20 protein-coding genes are annotated in these 17306 nt (G+C 65.1%); 4 read left to right on the top strand and 16 right to left on the bottom strand.

Annotated features, from left to right (window positions below; translation table 11 throughout):
* Positions 1-43 precede the first annotated feature (43 nt).
* Positions 44-1348 carry an MFS transporter gene (locus AU197_RS22075; RefSeq protein ID WP_064405609.1) on the top strand — a complete coding sequence of 435 codons (1305 nt, stop codon included), beginning with the start codon at positions 44-46 and terminating at the stop codon, positions 1346-1348.
* On the opposite strand, the gene AU197_RS22080 is transcribed toward AU197_RS22075, so the two are convergent.
* From AU197_RS22080 to AU197_RS22145, 15 genes are all read right to left on the bottom strand, one after another.
* Entirely contained in the window at positions 1265-1840 is a 576-nt protein-coding gene (locus AU197_RS22080) for an isomerase (protein ID WP_064405450.1), read from the bottom strand. The genes AU197_RS22075 and AU197_RS22080 overlap by 84 nt on opposite strands.
* Positions 1840-3066 (bottom strand): cytochrome P450, encoded by a 1227-nt coding sequence (locus tag AU197_RS22085; protein ID WP_064405611.1) that lies wholly within the window; start codon positions 3064-3066, stop codon positions 1840-1842. The genes AU197_RS22080 and AU197_RS22085 overlap by 1 nt, the downstream gene beginning before the upstream one ends.
* Positions 3063-4238, bottom strand: a complete 1176-nt coding sequence (locus AU197_RS22090) for a cytochrome P450 (protein WP_064405452.1) — start codon at positions 4236-4238, stop codon at positions 3063-3065. The genes AU197_RS22085 and AU197_RS22090 overlap by 4 nt, the downstream gene beginning before the upstream one ends.
* On the bottom strand, positions 4235-4621 hold the full coding sequence (locus tag AU197_RS22095; protein ID WP_156434521.1) for a VOC family protein: 387 nt from the start codon (positions 4619-4621) through the stop codon (positions 4235-4237). Before AU197_RS22095 ends, AU197_RS22090 begins: the two co-directional genes overlap by 4 nt.
* A 29-nt stretch (positions 4622-4650) precedes the next feature.
* On the bottom strand, positions 4651-5709 hold the full coding sequence (locus tag AU197_RS22100; RefSeq protein WP_064405456.1) for an NAD(P)H-dependent amine dehydrogenase family protein: 1059 nt from the start codon (positions 5707-5709) through the stop codon (positions 4651-4653).
* Complete coding sequence (locus AU197_RS22105) at positions 5702-6751, bottom strand: NAD(P)H-dependent amine dehydrogenase family protein (protein ID WP_064405457.1); 1050 nt, start codon at positions 6749-6751, stop codon at positions 5702-5704. The genes AU197_RS22100 and AU197_RS22105 overlap by 8 nt, the downstream gene beginning before the upstream one ends.
* Positions 6748-7971, bottom strand: coding sequence for a cytochrome P450 (locus AU197_RS22110; protein WP_064405458.1), 1224 nt, complete (start codon positions 7969-7971; stop codon positions 6748-6750). The genes AU197_RS22105 and AU197_RS22110 overlap by 4 nt, the downstream gene beginning before the upstream one ends.
* Positions 7968-8405, bottom strand: a complete 438-nt coding sequence (locus AU197_RS22115; RefSeq protein ID WP_064405460.1) for a hypothetical protein — start codon at positions 8403-8405, stop codon at positions 7968-7970. The genes AU197_RS22110 and AU197_RS22115 overlap by 4 nt, the downstream gene beginning before the upstream one ends.
* Positions 8406-8421: 16 nt before the next feature.
* On the bottom strand, positions 8422-9114 hold the full coding sequence (locus AU197_RS22120) for a hypothetical protein (protein WP_064405613.1): 693 nt from the start codon (positions 9112-9114) through the stop codon (positions 8422-8424).
* The gene (locus AU197_RS26790; RefSeq protein WP_255361544.1) at positions 9102-9230 is read right to left on the bottom strand and encodes a hypothetical protein; all 129 of its coding nucleotides are present in this window, start codon (positions 9228-9230) and stop codon (positions 9102-9104) included. Before AU197_RS26790 ends, AU197_RS22120 begins: the two co-directional genes overlap by 13 nt.
* A gap of 13 nt (positions 9231-9243) precedes the next feature.
* Positions 9244-10047, bottom strand: a complete 804-nt coding sequence (locus AU197_RS22125; RefSeq protein ID WP_064405462.1) for a CbbQ/NirQ/NorQ/GpvN family protein — start codon at positions 10045-10047, stop codon at positions 9244-9246.
* Positions 10048-10075: 28 nt separating this feature from the next.
* Entirely contained in the window at positions 10076-11608 is a 1533-nt protein-coding gene (locus AU197_RS22130) for a nitric oxide reductase activation protein NorD (RefSeq protein WP_064405464.1), read from the bottom strand.
* A 154-nt stretch (positions 11609-11762) separates the two neighbouring features.
* Positions 11763-12365, bottom strand: coding sequence for a TetR family transcriptional regulator (locus tag AU197_RS22135; protein WP_064405465.1), 603 nt, complete (start codon positions 12363-12365; stop codon positions 11763-11765).
* 59 nt (positions 12366-12424) lie between these two features.
* Positions 12425-13072 carry a hypothetical protein gene (locus AU197_RS22140; RefSeq protein ID WP_231745160.1) on the bottom strand — a complete coding sequence of 216 codons (648 nt, stop codon included), beginning with the start codon at positions 13070-13072 and terminating at the stop codon, positions 12425-12427.
* A gap of 109 nt (positions 13073-13181) precedes the next feature.
* The gene (locus tag AU197_RS22145; protein ID WP_064405469.1) at positions 13182-13781 is read right to left on the bottom strand and encodes a TetR family transcriptional regulator; all 600 of its coding nucleotides are present in this window, start codon (positions 13779-13781) and stop codon (positions 13182-13184) included.
* A 74-nt stretch (positions 13782-13855) separates the two neighbouring features.
* Between AU197_RS22145 and AU197_RS22150 the strand changes: the two genes are divergently transcribed.
* From AU197_RS22150 to AU197_RS22160, 3 genes are read left to right on the top strand one after another with little or no spacing between them, the layout of a single operon-like run.
* The gene (locus tag AU197_RS22150; protein ID WP_064405471.1) at positions 13856-14644 is read left to right on the top strand and encodes an SDR family NAD(P)-dependent oxidoreductase; all 789 of its coding nucleotides are present in this window, start codon (positions 13856-13858) and stop codon (positions 14642-14644) included.
* Between the two features lie 16 nt (positions 14645-14660).
* Entirely contained in the window at positions 14661-15734 is a 1074-nt protein-coding gene (locus AU197_RS22155; protein ID WP_064405475.1) for an NAD(P)H-dependent amine dehydrogenase family protein, read from the top strand.
* A gap of 23 nt (positions 15735-15757) precedes the next feature.
* Entirely contained in the window at positions 15758-15991 is a 234-nt protein-coding gene (locus AU197_RS22160) for a hypothetical protein (protein ID WP_064405477.1), read from the top strand.
* A 33-nt stretch (positions 15992-16024) separates the two neighbouring features.
* Here AU197_RS22160 and AU197_RS22165 read toward each other — a convergent pair whose 3' ends face one another.
* A complete protein-coding gene (locus AU197_RS22165; RefSeq protein ID WP_064405479.1) occupies positions 16025-17287 on the bottom strand; it encodes an amidohydrolase family protein in 1263 nt (420 codons plus the stop codon).
* Positions 17288-17306 lie beyond the last annotated feature (19 nt).

The raw sequence follows: 17306 nt of genomic DNA on the forward strand, positions 1-17306 counted from the left end.
ACACAATCGAAGGATGTCGACGGTGTCTTCACCGGTCTCGCCGATGCGCGTCGGGCTGGCCAGCTTCATCGGAACAACGGTCGAGTTCTACGACTTCCTCATCTACGGCACCGCCGCCGCGCTGGTGTTTCCCGAGTTGTTCTTTCCCGCGGTGTCCCCTGCCACGGGATTGCTGTTGTCGTTCGCCACCTTTGGCGTCGGCTTCGTCGCGCGCCCCCTCGGCGGTGTGGTGTTCGGTCACTTCGGGGACCGGGTGGGCCGCAAGAAGATGCTCGTTTACTCGCTGCTCGTGATGGGGATCGCGACGGTGCTCATGGGGCTTCTGCCGACCTACGCCCAGATCGGCCTCGCCGCGCCGATCCTGTTGACCGTATTGCGGCTCGCCCAGGGTTTCGCGGTCGGAGGCGAGTGGGGCGGCGCGACGCTGATGGCCGTCGAGCACGCTTCGGACCGACGCAAGGGGCTATACGGTGCCTTCCCGCAGATGGGCGCGCCCGCCGGGACAGCGTGCGCGACGCTGGCCTTCTGGGCGGTGTCGGGGCTTCCCGACGACCAGTTCCTGGCGTGGGGATGGCGCATCCCGTTCGTGGCCAGCGCCCTGCTCATCGTCATCGGCCTGGTCATCCGGCTCTCGATATCGGAGAGCCCGGACTTTGCCGCCCTGCGGCAGCGCGAACAAGTGGTGCGCATGCCGATCGCCGACGCGTTCCACCGGCACTGGAAGCAGATCCTGCTGGTCGCCGGCGCATACCTGTCCCAAGGGGTGTTCGCGTACATCTGCGTGGCATATCTGGTGTCGTACGGCACCACTGTTGCCGGGATCGACCGCACGCAAGCGCTTTTCGGAGTGGCCGTGGCGGCGGTGGTCGCGGTCGCCACGTACCCGATGTTCGGCGCGCTGTCCGATCGCCTGGGCCGAAAGCCGGTCTTCCTCGCGGGTGTGATCCTGATGGGCGTGTCCATCGGCCCGGCGTTCGCGCTCATCAACACCGGCAGTGCGCTGTTTTTCGGTGTCGCGCTTCTGCTGGTGTTCGGGTTCGCGATGGCGCCCGCCGCCGGCGTGACCGGCTCGTTGTTCAGCCTCGCGTTCGATCCCGGCGTTCGTTACAGCGGTGTCTCGATCGGTTACACACTGTCCCAGGTGGTGGGCTCGGCGTTCGCCCCGACCATCGCCACCGCCCTGTACGCGGCAACGAAGACGAGCGACTCGATCGTGTTCTATCTCATTGCCGTATCGGTGGTCTCGGCGATATCGGCGTGTTTCCTACCGGGTGCGTGGACGCAGTCGCCGACGGATCAACCGCACGAACTCGACCGACGAACGGCGGACCGACTCCAGTTCGAGTGACACCAACAGCGTGTCGACCATCGCGAACGGCAGAGTGGTCGCCACCGCGCCACGCCCGTATTCGATGTGCCACGAACCCGGATGGATGGTCAGGCCCCGCGCCTGACCCTTGTCCAGGCATGTCCGCTCACCGGGAAGCAACGTCATCGCGGCGTTGTCATCGGCTTCGAGGTCGTAGGAGTCGATACGTCCGGCCATCAGGAACTTGTGGATCTGCACCCGCTTGTAGCGTCCGGAGAAGCCCTGCGTGCCCGTCGGTGACCCGAAGATCACGATGTACTCGCGCGGGCTGAAGTACACGAACCGCACCTTGCCGAGGATTCCGCCCGCCTTGCTCGCCACCCACCGCCCAGGTTCGGCATCGATGAGGTCCGGGTACGCCTCGGCGAGCAATTCGATCGCGCGAGTGGTGAGTTCGCCGCTGTCGGCTGACAATCCGACGACCTGCGCAGCGATACCGTGCAGCACGTCGGGGTCGATCCGGTAGCGCATCAGCCGAACTCTATCGGCAGGCTGGTCGGTCCGCTCATACCCAGTAGCGGCTTCCACGGTGCCGGTCCGGCGACGCGTGGGTTCGGCATGCGTCGCGCGATGATGGCCAGGGCCTCACAGAGCTCACGCCGGGCGAGGTTGGCACCCAGGCAGTAGTGTGCGCCGCCGCCGAAGGTGAGGATGGGCGGCGGATCGCCACGGGTGATGTCGAAGCGGGTCGGATCGTCGTAGATGGCCGGATCGCGGTTGGCCGCGTAGGTGTTCACGATGATGAATGTGCCCGCGGGGAAGGTGTAATCACCGATGGTGACGTCGTGAATGGCGCTGCGCACGGTGCTGCACATCGACGGTGAATGTCGCATCGTCTCTTCGACGGCGCGCATCGCGAGTCCGGGCTGGTCGCGCAGCAGCTCCCATTGCTCGGGATGCTCGCACAACACCTGCATGGACGCCGCCAGTTGGCTTCGGGTGGTGTCGGTGCCCGCGATCAGGATGCTGAATGCCAGCATGCGAAGCTCGCCGGCGTCGAGTCGGTCGCCGTCGTCTTCGGTGCGGATCAGCTCGGAGAGCAGGTCGTCGGTGAGGTCCTCGCGCCGGTGGGCGATCATCTCGTCGATGTAGGCGTCGAATTCGTCCCACGCCTCGAGGATCACCGGTTCTTCCGCGGCCAAATCGCAGTCGAAGCTGACGATTTTGAAGATGTCCTCGGCCCACCGGGAGAACCGTTGCCAGTCCCGGCGGGGCGCGCCCAACAGTGCGCAGATGACCGGGATCGGGTACGGCCTGGCGATGTCGTCGACGAACTCGCACCGGCCGCGCGCGGCGACGCGGTCGATCAGTTCGTTGACCACGGCGTGGATGGTGGGGTCCATGCGCGCCGTCCCGCGTGGCGTGAATGCCTTCGACACCAACCCGCGCAATCGGCGGTGCTCCTCGCCGTCCATGTTCAGGATGCTGCGGGTCACCCTGTCCCACAACTCCCCTGAGGTGATCCCATGTGCGGACAGGTGTATGCCCTGCGGGATTCCGAAGCGCGGGTCACGCAGAACGGTCCTGGCCAGTTCGTAGGACAGCACCTCCGGGCCGATCGGGCCGAGCGCGATCGGCGCTTCCTGCTGCGCCGCGCGAAACTGCGGGTAGATCTCCTGGGGGGTCGCTGTGATGTCGTAGGTCAGCGTCGGCAGTCCGGCGTCGAAGACGCTGGGTTTGGCCGCTCCGCGGGTCATGGCGTCGTCCCCGCGCGGATCCTCAGGGGGAGCTCTCGCAGCGAGCAGGTCGCCGAGGGCCACGTAATCTCCGGGACGTAGCCCTCGATGAGGTCGAATTCCGATATGCGCGTGAGCCATTCGGTTACAACCAGCCTCAGCTCCATCCGGGCCAGGTGGGCTCCCAGGCATCGGTGCGGACCGCCGCCGAAGCCCCAGTGCTTGTGCAACTTGCCGTCCATCACCAGGTCGTCGCCGGAGTAGGGATCGCTTCCGTCACGGTTGATCGCGCCGACACAGAGTCGAACCTGTGATCCGGCCGGCAACGTGACGCCCGCGACGGTCACCGGCCGGGTGGTCACGCGCCCGAGCACCGGCGCCGCGGGTTCCAGCCGGATCACCTCCTCGACGAACGCACCGACGTGGTCGGGGTTGTCACGCAGGTGCCGGCGCAGATCCGGGCGACGGGCCAGCTCCAGCATCGCGGCGCCGATCGAGGCGGTGACGGTGTCCAGGCCCGCGAGGACGAACACCAGCGACATCCCCGTCGCTTCGGCGTCGGAGAGCGCGTCCTCGCCGTGGAGCACGTCGGACAGTATGCCCGCCTGTGGCGACTCCCGCTGTGTCTGAACAGCTTCGGTGAGATAGCCGAATAGCTCGGCGGCGGGGGTCAGGTCCACGCTGTTCGGATCGGTCGCCAGGCTGACCGCGATGATCGCGTCCTTCCATGCGATCAGCCGTTCGCGGTCGTCGAGCGGAAGGCCGAACAGGGTGAGAAAGACCTGCGAAGGATAGGGGATCGCGAGCTCGGTCATCACTTCACACTCGGAACGGCCGGCGATCTCGTCGATGATGTCGATCACCTGCGCCTGCAGCGACGGCAGCAGGGCGCTGAGCGTCTGGGGGCTGAAGTAGGGATGCAGGATCCGGCGGTAGCGGGTGTGCTCGGGAGGATCGAACCCCAGCGGTACCAGGGGAACCGGACTGATCATGTCGTCGTAGTCGGTCCTCGAGGAGAACGTCTCCGGATCTCGCAGTGCCGCAAGCACATCCTCGCGCCGGGTGAAGTAATACCAGCCCTCGCCGTAGAGCAGCGGCCCGAGGTCGCGCAGCTTGGCCCAGCCCGCACCGCGGTCCCGTGCCATGGGCAGGTCCTCGTAGAGGACCTGCGTCAACCCCGAGCCCACACTCATGACACGTTGGTGGCCAGAAAGGTCAGCGGAAGACCCAGCACCGACAGATCGATCTCGTCGAGATACGAACCCTCTCCGGAGAAACCCTGGCGGAAACGGGTGGTCGAACCGTAGCGCTGCGCGACCGATTCCGCCGCCGAGGCATCGGGCACCCTCAGCACCACCGTGTAGACACCGTCACCCTGGCGCTCGAGGAAGTCGTTGACGTACGTTGCCACCGATGCCGTCGAGCCGGGAACCGGGCTGATCAGCTCGATCCCCCGGTTCCAATCCAGGTGGACGTGGACACCGAGTTCGGTCAGTTCGGCTTCTTCGAATGCGAATCCGAGGTCGGCGAACAGCGACGCCATCGCGGCCCGCCGTTCCGGTGCCACCGCGAACACCACGTGGTGCAACTGCAGCGGTTCGGGGGTCACGTGCGGACCAATCCGCGCGGTTGGACGAGGCCGAGGTCCAGGTGGGTCAGCCAGCCGGGCGGGGCGTCGCAGACGTCGGGAATGGCGTTGATGGAACCCATCGCGGTCCACGTATAACCCGGGTGTGTCATGGCCCCGTCAGCTGCCACCAAACCGTGCATCGTGAGTTCGGTGGGCGGATCACCCTCGATGGCGATGCGATAGCGGGTCCTACCCCAGTCCCACGCGGGGTCGAGCTGATCGGGACCGGCGGTCAGGTAGATCGCGTGGTACACGATCAGCGGGCTGCCATCGACCCAGGCGGTCCACTCGTGGTGTTGTGCGGCAACGGTTCCCCGCGAGATCGCACCTTGGTCGTGCGGAATGTCCTCGGTGGCGACAGCGGCCTTCACGTCTGCGGCGGTCACGTCGTCGATGGTCACGCCGAGGCCGTCGGCGACCATGTGCATCGACTGGGCGAAGAAGGGCACACCAAGACCGAGAATCGTCGGCTCCGAGAGGAACTTGTCCCTGTCTTTGCCGAACCCCATCCAGTCGATGTGGTCCATGGGGGCATCGGTCAGCACATTGACGACCTCCCATACCTCGATCTTGTCGACCCTGCTGGCGACGCGGGCGAGCGTGAGCGGCAGGATGTCCCCCGCATAGCCTGGGTGGATGCCACCGGCGTGGAACGATGTGCCGCCGTCCTGGCATGCCGCCCGGATCTTGTCGCCGCCCTCGCGAAACCGTTCGGTCGGATGGAAGAAGCCACTGGTGGTGACGACGTTCTTGCCCGATTGCAGGAGCCGGCACACGGTGTCGACGTCCATGATGATCGGCGTGTAGAACACGCAGTCGGCATCGAGCGAGACCATCGCCTCCACATCGTCGGTCGCGGCCAGTCCGATCGGCCCGATGCCCGCGATCTCACCGGCATCCTTGCCGACCTTGTCCTTGCTGTATACCAAGACGCCGACGAGGTCGAATACCGGACACTGCGTGAAATGTCGAACCCCGACTTGACCGACGTCGCCCGTCATCCACTGAATGACCCGGTACGTTTTGTCAGACATTGAGCACTCCCCTCGGAAGAAGAAGCGGCAGATCGTTGTACGTGGCGATGCCGGGAGGTGCGGCGACGACGGCGGGTATCGCGGTGATCGCCGGCATCGCGACGATCGACAGACCCAACATGATGTAGTCGTCGATGGTCTCACCGACGAAACCCTCCGGCGGGAGGAAACTCAGGGTGGTCTTGATCGTGGGCGTGCCCTGAATCTCCACGGTGTAGCCCATGTCGAGTTCCCAATCCGGTTCGAGCGTCTGCCCCTTGCGCCACCGACCGCGGATTTCGATGACCTCTTTGTCGCCGACGATGCCTTTCCAGGCGACGTCCACCCCGGCGACACAGCCTTTCGCAATCAGCCAGTCCCCGGGCAGGTGCAGGTCCTCAGTGGTCTGGGCGTAGGCGACGTCGCAACGAACGTCGTCGAGTTCGACACCGAGCGCGTCAGCCACGAGAAGAACGCCGTCGCGGAAGATCGCCGAGCCTTTTTCGGTGATCGACTTCAGCTCCGGCAGGTCGATGGGATACCCGAAGCCCATGGGCTTTTCGGTGGCGGGCGAGTTGTAGATGGTGGTGTCGATGGCCTCCACGATCGACACCTTGTTCACACGTTCCGACAGCCCGGCCGAGACGACGGCGAAAAGCTGGATGAACCCCGGATTGATGCCGCTGCCGAAGATGGTCGAGCCGCCATCCCGACAGGCCCCGACGATGCGGTCGCGGTCTTCCCCGAAGAAATGGCCGGTGATGAACTCGGACGTGGAGACGATGTTGATGCCGGCGCTCAGTATTCGCACCATGTCGTCGACGTCGGCGAACATCGGGTTGTAGACAACGCAATCGGGCTCCAATTCCAGCAGGGCATCGACGTCGTCGGTCGCGGCCACGCCCAGCGCGTCGATGCCGCACAGCTCCCCCACATCGCGGCCGACCTTGTCCTTCGACCACGCATAACACCCGACCAGTTCCAGGTGCGGGTTGAGTGCGACCGCGCGGACGGATCGCTTGCCGACGTTGCCGGTGGTCCACTGGACGATGCGATAGGTCATGCGGCGGAGGTTTCGGCCGGGTCGAACACAACGGGAAGCGAGCGGAAGCCGCGAGTGATGGAATTGCCGGTGAACACAGGTGATTCCGCCTGGTCCAGCGTGAAATTCGGCATTCGGCTCAGCACCTGCTCCAAGCCCACCTGCAATTCCAGCCGGGCCAGGCTGGAACCCAGGCAGCGATGCACGCCGGCGCCGAAGCCCAGATGGCGGTTGTCCCGGCGGTCCAGGATGCAGCGGTGCGCATCGACGAACGCCTCTTCGTCCCGGTTGGCCGAGGCGTAGTTGACGATGACCGAGTCGCCGGGGCGGAAAGTCCGGTCTCCGATCTCGACTTCTTGGGCGACGGTGCGCGGAATTCCGTGTATCGAGCCCCCGAACCGGATGAACTCCTCCACCGCGCGCGCCAGCAGCTCCGGCTCGCCGATCAGCCGGTCCCGGTCGGTGGGGTGGGTCGCCAGATAGTGGAAGGACCACGACATCGCGCTGGCGGTGGTCTCCAGACCGGCCTGGACAAGCAGCATCGCGTTGGCCACCACGTCGTTGAACGGCAGCCGCTCCCCGTCGATCTCGGCGTTGCGCAGCACGTCGATCATGTCGTCGCGGGGCGGTGCGTCGATGCGCGCGGTCACCGCGTCGTGGATGTGCTGATACAGCCCACCCCAGGCCGACGCCCGCTCCTCTTCTGTCGCGCCGTTGAGCGCAGTGTCGGTGAGTTCGATGCACAACGGGACGTCCTCGACCGGCATGCCCAGCACATACTTGAAGAACACAATGCCCGGCTGCCGCCACGCCACCTGCGCGAGATCGCCACAGCCGGTGGTGATGAAATCGTCGATCAGACGGTCGGTTTCGTCACGGATCTGCGGTCGTAGCGCCTTCATTCGCGCGGGCGAGAAGTACGGGTTGAGCACCTTGCGGAACTTCTGCTGCCGGGGCGGGTCGAGCGTGATCACCAGATCCCCGCCAAAGGCCTCGGTCGCGTCTGGTGTCGGATTGCTGGAGAAGTGCTGCCAGTCCTGCAGGATGCGGTAGCACTCGGCGTATCGCCCCGCGACCCATGCGCTGTCCGGCATGGTGGTGAGAAACGGGGTGTCGGTGTGGACGAACGGCCCCCGCTGCCGCATCACCGCGTACACGTCGTAGAGGAACTCCTCATCGTTGAAATCCTCGTGGCGCAGATCCCAGTTCTCCGCGTGCTGCTCCGGCGACCTTCGACTCACGGGGCCGAATCCTGCTGCTGTTGCGCGGCTTTGCGAGCCTCGCTCTCTTCGTGGATACGCACCAGTTCGCGGAACCCGATCCGGTCGTACTTGGGAACCGGTTGGATGCCCCACTCGTCGCGCGCAGTGTCCTTGCCTTCGGCGCCTTCCGGCGGACCGAGCATCGGATAAGGCACCTTGCACTCGAGCGTGTCGTCGGAATAGCGGACCTTGAGCAGACCGCTGCAGATCTCGGTCAAGCTCAGGGTCGGGTAGCCGTACCACACGGCCATGAACGGCAGCGTGAAGGCTCCCTCGATGACAAGGGCGATGAGGCAGACGAGCACCGCGCGCTTGATGTACTTGTGCATGCGCGCGTAGTAGGGCGTGGTGCCCGGGGGTAGATCCTCTGCGGGGTCTTTTTCGTCGGTGGACGAGGACGGGGTGGTCGTCATGGTGTGCTCCTGGCGTTCAGTCGGAGAAGATTTCGCGGTTGACCGTGTGCAGGTACGGGATCGCGAGAAATGGGGTGATGTAGAAGATGTCGTAGATCCACCAGCCGATGACGGGGAACAGCACGCCGGCGTAGCGGGCGTCGGCGTACATGGTCATGTTGAACACGTAGGCACACCAGATCACCACGCCCATCCAGCAGGTGATGATCATCCACTGGTGCCCCCACCGCTTCATCTGCAGGAATCCGATCGCCGCCGCACAGCGCATGGCGAAGACGGTGAGGATCAGACCGGCGACGTAGGCCTTCTCGCCGGGGACCGCGGATCCGCCGACCCAGGGCTCGTTGTAGTGCCAGAAGTACGCGGCGTCGAACATGTGGCCCCAGCCGATCATCAGCACGCGGTTGATCAGCGTGTGGTTGGCCACCAGATCCAGGGCCCAGCCCAAGCTGTTGAGCATGCCGTCGATCAACACCAGGTATCCGATGAGGGTGACGATCATCGGCCGGACCGACAGTCCGGCGCGCGCTGCTTGCCGTTGTAGCCACACGCCCCGCATGAAAATGGGAAAGCCGATGAGGCCGGGCGCCCACATGCCCATCAGTGCGGCGCCGATGATCATCCACTTGTCTGCCCGCCGTTGCGCGAGCCGGGATTCTTCGTGGTGGTCTTCGAGACTGACTGTCGCCGTGGCGGTCACAGCGACCACCACCCGCGGTCGAAGGACATGTAGAGCTGGATGAGGAACATCGCCAGCAGATAACCGTAGATGACGATCTGCAGGATGATGAGCGCCTTCTTGCGCTGCTTCTCCTTCGGGTCCACGCGGGACTCCTTCCTAACGTGTCGAATTCGGGTTGTCAGCCGTGGTCAGGCTGGCCACCGCCACTTCACGTAAGCCGTCGGTGACCGCCCCGTCGCTGGAGAGCGGCGCGAGGATGCACGCTTCGGCGGCATCCAGTTCCGTTGCGCCGGCGGCGACCAGCTGCGCGGCGGTGACGAGAACACGCGTCGACGGTGGCTCGAAGTGGAACGCATCGTCGGCGGTGCGGATCGCGGTGGCGCAGGCGACCAGCCGTCGAGCGGTCGCCAGTTCGATACCCGCCTCCGCGACGATCACCTCGGCCTCACGGTCCGGCGGAAGGTATGTCATCGGAAGTGTGACGAACCGTTGGCGGAACGACGGTTTGAGCTCCTTGAGCGAGCTGCGGTAGGCCGGGTTGTAGGAGCACACCAGCATGAATGTGTCAGGTGCTCGGACCACCTCACCGGCGCGGTCGAGATAGAGGGCCCGGCGGTGATCGGTCAGGGAATGCAGGATGGCCAACGAGTCGTGGCGGGCCTCCACCACCTCGTCGAGATAGCAGATCGCACCGGCCTTCACACCCCGGGTGAGCGGCCCGTCGGTCCACACCACATCGCCCCCGGTCACCATGAACCGCCCGACGAGGTCCGAGCTGGTCAGGTCGTCATGGCAGCTGATCGTGACGACGGGCCTGCGCAGCAGCGCCCCCATGTGTTCGACCAAGCGCGTCTTACCGCACCCGGTCGGACCGGTCAGCATCACCGGCAATCGCTGGTGGTACGCCTGCTCGAACAGCTGAACCTCGTTGCCGTTCGAGTAGTAGGTGTCGGTTGTCACGATGGATCCAGCTCCTTCAGGTGATGGTTCATGCGGCGACCAGTTCGCGGTGGACGTGCGCCAGCACGCGCGGGAGGTCCTCGACCCGTCGTATGCGTTGGGATCGCCGCGGTCCGAAGACCTCTGGCAACGGGTCCACCCGAGTGGGCCCGACGCCGACGTAGTAGATCGACACTCCGGCTTCGGCGGCCTCTTCGACCGCGTGGGCGGCATCGGCCCATGCGTAGCGCCCTTCGTAGCCCTCGTCGGAGATCAGGCCATCGCCTATGACGATGAGCAGTCGCCGTTCGGAAGGCTGCGCGAGCAACCGGCTCGTGAGATGCCTCAGCGGTGCGCCGAGCCTGGTGTAGCCACCGGTGGACAGTCCGAGCCGGCTCGGCGGCACGAACCGTCGGTCCTCGAAATCCTTGAGGCAGTTCACCTCGACACGGTGGCGGGTGTTGCCGGTGAACACGAAGATGCCGTGACGCTCCCGCGCGTGCGTCATCGCCCGCGACAACGCGTCAGCACATGCCAGCTCCAGCTTGAAGACCCGGCCCCCGTGCACGCCCAGCGACGAACTGCCGTCCAGGAGAAGCGCGGTCGTGACGTCGCGGCTGCTGGGTAGGAGTTCGCGGAAGATGCGCGGTTCGATGGCCTCACCGGTGGTCAGGTCGATGTAGTGGCGCACGTACTGTTCGACGTCCAGATCGGAACCGTCCTCGAGGCGGTTCTTCATTGCGCGATGGGTGTGCTCGGTGAACCATTTCCGCAGGTCCGCAGAAGCCGCGCCCGGCCGGCGGTCCTGGCTGGGATGGGCACGTTCGAGAACTGCGACGTGGTCTCGCATGAAGCTCTTGGTCCATGCGTTCCACTCGGGATACGGAATGCCGGGCCGGTGCTCGGGGGTGAGGTCCAGATCGTTGTCCTGCGGCCGGCTCGGCGGGGGGAGGTTCGGGTTGCGCACGCCGCCGTCGCCGCCGACGGGGACCGAGTACGGGCGCGGCAGGCGTTTCTGCGTCGTGGTCCACGGCATCCGGCCAAAAGTGCGCCGCATCTTGTCGGACAACCCCTGCGGCACGGTATAGGCCGCAGGCAACCTTCCGACCACTGACGGCACCGTCAGTGGATCACCCTTGCGCGCCAACGAGATTGCGCGGTTGAGCATGGACTCGGCGGTCGTGTCCTGTGGCAGCGCCTCGGCATCGGGCATCAGCCGCCGCAGCTCGGCCAGCAGCCCCGGCCAGTTGGCGCCGACCCACCCGAGCGCGACGCCGGCTTCGACGAGGGTCAGTGCCCGCAGCTCGCGTGCGGACAACTCGTTGAGTCGGAACTCGACGAGCCGGTCTTTGGACGGTGAACATTGCAGCGCCACACCGCAGGTCAGGGTTCTGCGGGTCCAGTCGCGGCCCAGCGAGGGGTACGGCACCTGCACGTAGTCCAGCGATCCACTCAGGCTGAACTGGCGGTGCTCACCGGTCACCAGGCGCACACCCTCGCGACGCTGGTCGCTCAGCGCGACGGCGGTCACGGCACAGCTGCGTTCGATCGCCATGGCGTGCGCGTCGGACAGTTCGGTCATCGTGACCCTAGAACGTGCCGAGACTCGAGAACATCCAGTACCAGAACCAGATGACGAGGGCGGCTCCGCCCCAGGCTCCGACGTATCGCAATATCTCCCAGATCCAGGCCCACACTGTGCACTCCTCTGTCGTGTCGTTGCTTGTGCGATCGGGTCATCGCACCTCCAGCCCATGAACGGCGGTCGCCACCAGCTTGGCGAGCATCGTGTCGCGCGTGCCGGGGTTGTCCGTGGTGGTGAGCACTCCGTAGATGCCGAGCAGGAAGAACGTTGCGCTGTAGAAGGCGTCGACCTCGAGATGCACCTCGCCGTCCCCGCGCGCCCGCTCCAGCTCGCGGACGAGCAGGACGATGACCGGGTGGTCGGTCCATTCGTCCTTGTGCGGCCGGGTGGGTGAGAAGTGCAACGCCAGCACCTCTTTGAACAGTATCGATCCGAACCGCTGCTCCAGGCCGGTGACCAGATCCACCAGCTCGGTCAGGGTGGCGGCCAGATCATGACGCTGCTGCAGGAAACCGGCGAACTCGTCCGCGATCCGCGACTCCTCACGGCGCTCCAACTCCAGGAGCACATGTTCCTTGCTCGGGAAATGGAAGAAGAACGTCCCGTGTGCGACCTCTGCGGCCCTCGCGATCGAGTTGACGTCCGCCCCGGCCATACCGGCACGCGTGAACTCGGCGATCGCCGCGGCGAGGATGCGCTCCCGCGTCTGCAACCGACGCGCTTCACGCGTCGACACGTTCGCCTGTGCCGTCATGATTCGCCATTTGTAACGCACCTACTGACTGAAGTCAATGAGTTAAGTCAGTCTAAGGCTCAATCGGAGAAGATCTCCCGGTTGACCGAGTGCAGGTACGGAATGGCCAGAAACGGCGTGATGTAGAAGATGTCGTAGATCCACCAGCCGACCACCGGCAGGATCACCCCGGCGTAGCGTACGTCGGCGTACATCGTCATGTTGAACACGTACACGCACCAGATCACCACGCCCATCCAGCAGGTGATGATCATCCACTGGTGCCCCCACCGCTTCATCTGGAGAAAACCGATCGCCGCAGCGATCCGCATACAGAAGACGGTGAGGATGAGACCGACCTCGAGCGCCTTTTCGCCGGGGCCCGCCGCACCGCCGAGCCACAGTTCGTTGTAGTGCCAGAAATATCCGGCGTCGAACATCGCGCCCCAGCCGTTCAACAGGACTCGAGCCAGCAACGTGTGGTGGGCCACCAGATCCAGAGCCCATCCGAAGACGTTGATCGCGGCGTCCACGATGACGCAATAGCCGAGCAGCGTCACCAACATCGGCCGAACGGTGAGGCCCTCCCGGGCGGCATTGCGCAGGATCCACACACCGCGCAGAAAGAGCGGCAGCCCGAACACGCCGAGCGCAGCCGTGCCGATCAGAATGCTGCCCGCAATCAGCCACTTGTCGGCCTGTCGTTGCACCTGGCGCGATCGCTCCATGTGCTCGTCGAGGCCGCTTGTGGTCGCAGCATTCGCGGGCATGGTCAAGGGCCACCTCCTGCATCGCTCAGCGCATGAGCTTTGCAGTGTGGCTGACTTTAGTCAACCATCATCGGGCTTCGATGCCGCGCAACGTCCTCGCCACGTAGTCGTCGAGCATCGAGCTCTGCGTCGGCCACTCATGCGTGGTGGTCAACAACGCATACAGACCGAGCAGGAAGAACACCGCGCTGTTCGTCGGGTTGACGTCGGCTGCGACCCGGCCCGCTTTCTGCGCCCGTTCGATCTCGTGAGCGACCCTGACGATGACCGGGTGCTCATCGCTCTCGTCAGTGGGCCGTGTCTGCGAGAAATGCAGCGCGAGAAAGTCTTTGAACAGCATCGCGCCCAGGCGGCGCTCGAGTCCCAGCACCAGTCGGACGGCCTCCTGGAGCACAGCGGACAGGCTGCGAGCGGAATCGGCATACCGACCGAGCTGCTTGGCGATGCGCTCTTCTTCCCTGCGCTCCAACTCGAGCAGTACGTGCTGTTTGGTGGGAAAGTGGAAGAAGAAGGTGCCGTGCGCGACCCCGGCGGCGGCCACGATCGCTCCCACGTCGGCCTCGGCCATCCCCGACCGCTTGAACTCGGCGATGGCGGCTCCCATCAGCCGCTCGCGGGTTTGCAGGCGTTTCGCCTCGCGCGCTGAGGGTTTGTCCACCACGGCCATGACCCGACGATAGCAATACCGGTCGGGTATTGACATGTGTGATTGACTGCAGTCAATTTCGGAAGGAGTCTGCGATGGCGCTGGAACAGTTCAACCTCGCCGGGCAGGTCGCGATCGTCACCGGAGCCGGCAAGGGAGTCGGCGAGGGTATCGCGAGGGTGCTCGCGGAAGCGGGCGCCACGGTCGTCGGCACGGCACGTACCGAATCAGACATCGTGGAAACAATCAAGGGCATCGAGGATTCGGGTGGCAAGGGGCTGGCCCTGGTGGCCGACGCGATGAGCCGACCGGACGGTGAGCGCGTGGTGAACACGGCGATGAAAGAGTTCGGGCGTATCGACATCCTCATCAACAATGTGGGTGGTTCGACGTTCGGGTCGTTTCTCGACATCACCGACGAGGACTTCCGGCACACCTTCGACTGGTGTGTAACGTCGGCGTTCATCATGAGTCAACTCGCCGCCCGTCACATGATCGAGGCCGGCCACGGCAACATTGTCAACATCTCCTCGGGCTCAGCACGTTTCGGTATCCGCGCGCTTACCGCGTACTGCGTCGCGAAGGGTGGGCTCGAAGCGCTCACCCGGGCGATGGCCCAGGAGTTGGCACCGAAGATCCGCGTCAATGCCATCGCACTCGGCTCGTTCGCCACCGAGGGACTGCAATCCGGCCTCGATATGATGCCGGGGGCACTGGACACGATGCTCTCGCTCACGCCGCTGCATCGACTCGGCGACGTCGAGGATCTCGGTCGGCTCTGTGTCTACCTATCGACCAAGGACTGCTACGCGACCAACGCCATCTTCCACGTCGACGGCGGAATCGACTCGAACAACCTGCCACTGCCCATACCCGACTACTGATAGAAACGGACGCGAGATGCGCAGAGTGGTCCAATTTTCCACCGGCAACGTCGGGCAGCACTCGTTGCGGGCGCTCCTCGGGCGGCCCGATCTCGAGCTTGTCGGGGTACACGCCGCCAACCCGGACAAGATCGGCCGCGACGCCGCCGAGTTGTGCGGACTGAGCGATCCGACCGGCGTCACCGCGACCGACGACATCGACGCGCTGATCGCGCTGAAACCGGATTGCGTCGTCTACACCGCCTTGGGCGAGACGCGGCCGATGGAGGCGATCGAGGAGATGTCGCGCTTCCTGGCCGCCGGGATCAACGTGGTCGGCACATCGCTGGTATGGCTGGTGACACCTCGGCAGATCGACGACTGGCTGCGGGTGCCGCTGGAAGAGGCTTGCGCGGCGGGCAATTCGTCGCTCTACGTCAACGGCATCGATCCGGGATACTCCGGTGACACCGCGGTACTGGCCGCCTTGAGCCTGGTGACCCGTGCCGAATCGGTCACGGTGCAGGAAGTCTTCGACTACGGCAACTACGACGACTACGAGTACACCGGTACCGCAATGGGATTCGGCACCACTGTCGACGACGAGCTCGCGATGGCATTCCAGCCCGGGGTTATCACCACGATGTTCGGTGGGCTGGTGCGAAACATCGCCCACCACCTCGGTGTCGAACTCGACGATGTCACGCAGCGATTCGAGCCCTGGTACGCCGACCGGCGCATCGAATGCAAGATGATGACCGTCGAACCCGGGGGGCTCGCCGGGGTGCGGTTCGCCGCCGAGGGAATCCGCGGTGGCGCGCCCCTGATCACCGTCGAGCACACCACCCGGCTTACACCGGCGGCCGCGCCGGACTGGGAATACCCACCCGAGGGTCACTCCGGCGTCCACAAGGTGATCGTGGAAGGCGAGCCGCGCATCGAAGTGAATACGCTGCTGTCTCATCCGGTACTCGATGTCACCGAGGCCGGATGCGTCTCAACCGCGGCCCGCGTCGTCAACGTCATCGACTGGGTGTGCCGCGCCCCGCAGGGCATCATCGCCGTCGAGGACATCCCGCCGGCCGAAATGGTCCGCGGACTGGTGTGGTGAGCGCAGGGTCGCAGCCACCAGTGATGAACAGTCTCGTTCCGACCACCGTCGGCCAGGCCCGCTGGCTGATCCTCGGCGGAGTCGTCGCCATCGCGCTCGGCATCGTGCGCGGCTACACCTTCTTCGCGCACGGCGGCCTGATTTTCCTCGTGCTGGGTGTGCTTTTCCTGAGCATCGGCGTGGCATCGATTCTTGCCTCGGTGCAACGACTCCGGCTCGGAGACCCACCGCGTGGCGACGCGGCCGGCCGCCCCTGAGTGCGCGTCAGCCAACGACGCGCACGTCAGGTCTCACGCCCTGGCGAGCTGCTTCTGCTCGTAGAGCCGCGCCCACTCCTTGCGCGGCCGGATCGAGACGTCGACGTCGGTTGCCTTGGCGCGCAACGCACCCGCGGTCGCCTGCTCCTTAAGGGTAAGTTTGAACGGGTCCCAACTGAAGAACCGGCAGGAGTTCTCCCACGTGATCTTGTTGATGTCGGAATCCGACGCCCCCACGGCGTCGAGCTCGGCCAGCACCTGCTCGGGCGCGTCGGGCCAGAAGCAGTCTGAGTGCGGGTAATCGCACTCCCACGCGATGATGTCGATACCGATCTCGTGGCGCAGCTTCAGCGAGGTCTTGTCGGTGACGTAGCAGGCCAGCGAGTGCTCGCGGAACACGTCGGACGGCAGCTTGTCCCCGAAGTCGCGTCGCAGCCACTTCTGGTTGGTGTAGTGGCGGTCGCTGCGGTCCAGGTAGAACGGGATCCAGCCGATACCGCCTTCGGAGAAGGCGAATTTGAGGTCCGGATAGTTGCGCATCGCCGGACCCCACAACAGGTCCTGTGCGCACATCGCCGAGACCTGGGTGGCCAGGATGATCAGGTTGTCGATCGGGGCGTTGGGCGCCATGCTGATCGCGCCGAAGCCGGTCCCGATGTGCAGGCACATCACCACGTTCTCTTCGGAGAGCGTACGGAACACCGGGCCCCAGTACTCTTCGTCGTGATAGCTCGGAAGGCCTTCGAGGTGGGGCAGTTCCGGCATGGTCACCGCTCGACACCCCTTGGCCGCGACCCTGCGGATCTCGTTGCACATCCCCTCCGGCGTCCACGTCGGCAGGATCGCGATCGGGATGAAGCGGTCCGGATAGGACCCGGCCCACTCGTCGATGTGCCAGTCGTTGTAGGCCGACACCATCACCAGGGTGACGTCTTCGCGGGTCATGTTGAGATGGCGTGCGGAAAACCCGGTGAACGTCGGGAAGCACATCGAGGCCAGGATGCCGTTGCGGTTCATGTCGCGGACCCGCTCGTGCACGTCGTACACACCCGGCCGCATCTCGGCGAACCCGGCCGGATCCCGGCCCCACTCCTCGGCCGGCCACGACACCACCGCGTTCAGCCCGCTGACACCCTGCGGGCGGCCCTGATACATCCACTGATCGACGCCCTTGTCGTCGGTCACCACGATCGGCGCCTCGTCCTTGTACTTGGCCGGGACATGCCGCAGGAACATGTCGGGCGGTTCCACGACGTGGTCATCGATGCTCACCAGGATCAGGTCGTCAACGTTCATACCCCAGTAGTACCGTCTA

The organism is Mycobacterium sp. IS-1590, assembly GCF_001500025.1.
Lineage (GTDB): Bacteria > Actinomycetota > Actinomycetes > Mycobacteriales > Mycobacteriaceae > Mycobacterium.